Origin of the sequence: Fusicatenibacter faecihominis, assembly GCF_020686945.1 — a bacterium.
Lineage (GTDB): Bacteria > Bacillota > Clostridia > Lachnospirales > Lachnospiraceae > Limivivens > Limivivens faecihominis.
Map to the genome: position 1 here is coordinate 1 of NZ_JAJEPR010000083.1, position 2,576 is coordinate 2,576.

The following is a 2,576-nucleotide window of genomic DNA, read 5'->3' on the forward strand; positions in this document are numbered from 1 at the left end:
TGTTTGGCGGGTCCCAAGTTCAAAAGCCTTATCATGCAAGCATGAACGGCTTTTTGACCTTTTGACCCTGGCATCATCATATAATAAATTAGCAGGAAACTGCTGATATTACGCGGATAGAGAAACTTACAGGAGAAGAAAAATGGCAGGAGCTTTACAGATAAAACATGGGACGAAGATGCGTCTCGCTTTTGACGCGCCTATCAGTCAGGTTTATTGCCAGCGATGAGAATGGCGAGATTCAGCCCACCAGGATCCTGAATGTTTCCACAGAGGAAAGCTATGACCTTTATGAGAACCGTTTTGTTTATCATCTGATTCAGCGGCTCTTCACCTTCGTAGATAAACGGACGGATGTCATCTTCTGGTCCACCGGTGATGAAACCTGTAATACCATGAGCATGGAGAGCAAGGTGGACGACGCCTACGAGGAGATTTCCTACAAGATAGAAATGACGATCAAGAACCGTCAGAGTTATGCGGAAAATGACAGCGACCATATGGAAGTCTTCAAACGGATCGACCGTCTGCGCCGTATGGTTCGGAATTTAAGGAGCAGTTCCTTCTGTGAGCTCATGGCAGGCTGTGCGATGGTGCGAAGCCCGATCCAGCGAACCAACCTTATGATGAAGGACCCGAGCTACCGTACCTGTTACAAGCTGTGGCAGTTTATCGAGAGCTACGATGAGGTAGGTTATACGATTGAGGAGCAGGATTCCGCGTTGGAATTCGATGAAGAGTACCTTTTACAGATGTATACAAACCTCATCACGAATTATACAGTGTTCAAGAGCCTTCTGGAGGCAGATCCCCGGCGGATGACAGAGCTCGCCGAGGAACACCGGGAGCTGGTGAAGCCGAAATTTATCAAAGAGATCAAAGAGGAGATTGTAGAGGACCGGAACATTCCTGACGTGGAGATCCGGAAGGTCTTCGTGGAGGAAGTGACCCAGGCTCAGATCGAGGCGGAAGAGAAGCTTCAGAAGGAGACCGAGCAGAGGGAAACACTGGAGCAGACTGTCTCGGATCTCAACGGTCAGGTGGAAAGTCTTACCGGCCAGATGGAATATCTGGATCAGATGCGGGTGGATATGGAGATGCAGCTTGACATGGTCCAGCAGCAGTTGAACGAGAGCCAGGAAGCGCTCGCCGCCGCCGGCGAGGAGACCCGTCATGCGAAGAAGCAGGCGAGAGAGGTCGAGGAAGCCCGTCTCCAGAGTGAGAAAGAGGCGGAAGAAAACGTAGTCTTAGCCCGCCAGGAAGCAAAGGAAGAGGTAGAAGCCGCGCAGAAAGAAGCCGAAGAAGCCGTGGCGGTTGCCCGTGAGAGTGCTGCGCAGGAGATCGAAGCTGCCCACGAAAAAGCAAAGCAGGAGATTGAGGCTGTGCAGAAAGCCGCCAGGAAATCCGCCGATTCCCAGGCTGAGAAAGCCCGCCGGGAAGCAGACGCGGCTCTGGAGAAGATTCGCTGCGAGTCCGGTCAGGCCATGGAAAAACTCCGCCGGGAAGCAGATTCCGCAACGGCGAAGGCGCGAAACGAGGCCAAGACAGCCCAGCGGCAGTTAAAAGAGATGGAAGAGGCCAAGGCCGAGCTGGAAGCCCGGCTGAAAAAGATGGAGAAAGCTCTGGAAAAAGCAGAGAAAGCACGGGAGAAAGCCGAGTCGAAGGCGGAAGCCAACACCCTTTCCCGCTACATCGTCGATTCTTTAAGAGAACGCCGTGGCCGGAAAAATTCAAAAGAGGACTGACCATGGTGAAAAAAGTAATCTTTGCCCTGATCAATTTTTTGTCCATAGCCATCATCGCGGCGGCGGTAGCCGTTCTTTGCATCGTCCTCATGACGAAGCCGGGAAAGGCCCCGTCAGTCTTAGGCTACACGGTGCTCCGTGTGACGACGGGAAGCATGGCCCCCACCTACGAGGTGGACACCCTCATCGTTGTGAAGAAAACCGACCCCGCTGAGATCCGTGAGGGAGATGTGATTTCTTTCTATTCCCTGGATCCGGCTCTGGACGGCGCGGTAAATACCCATCGGGTTGTGTCTGTGGAAAAAAAGGGAGACGGCTACATTTACCAGACCAAGGGAGATGCCAACAACGTGGCAGATGCCTACGACGTGCAGTCTGAGTATCTGGTGGGAAAGGTGATCTGGTCTTCCCTGATCCTCGGAAAGATCTCACGTCTGGCCGCCAATCCACTGATCTTTATCCCGGTAATCCTTCTGCCCCTGTCTGTGATTCTATTGACCAATCTGATTCACACGGTCCGGCTGGCCAAAAAGATCACCCGGGAGGAAGAGGAAGCCGCAGTGCGGGAGGCAGTGGAGGAACTCCGGAAGCGGAAAAATCAGGAAAAACCTCTGGAATGAGAATGCTTTGCAGTTATATAAATTTTTTTGACTTTGCCCGGACAGATATGCTATAATCGAAAAAAGTGGGGAAAGCGGGACCTTTTCCCACTAGAGACTACAGAATACTGAGGGCGATAAGATGAAAAAGATCGTAACTAAAACTTCCCACACCGTATCGGTGTGTTGAACCTTGAAAATTCAATATTTCAGCCAATAAAAAAGGCATAAA

2 protein-coding genes are annotated in these 2,576 nt (G+C 51.5%); both read left to right on the plus strand.

Annotated features, from left to right (window positions below; all coding sequences use genetic code 11):
- Positions 1-191 precede the first annotated feature (191 nt).
- Entirely contained in the window at positions 192-1,745 is a 1,554-nt protein-coding gene (locus LKD71_RS17855) for a coiled-coil domain-containing protein (RefSeq protein ID WP_227616410.1), read from the plus strand.
- 2 nt (positions 1,746-1,747) lie between these two features.
- Positions 1,748-2,365 (plus strand): signal peptidase I, encoded by a 618-nt coding sequence (locus tag LKD71_RS17860; RefSeq protein WP_227616411.1) that lies wholly within the window; start codon positions 1,748-1,750, stop codon positions 2,363-2,365.
- Positions 2,366-2,576 lie beyond the last annotated feature (211 nt).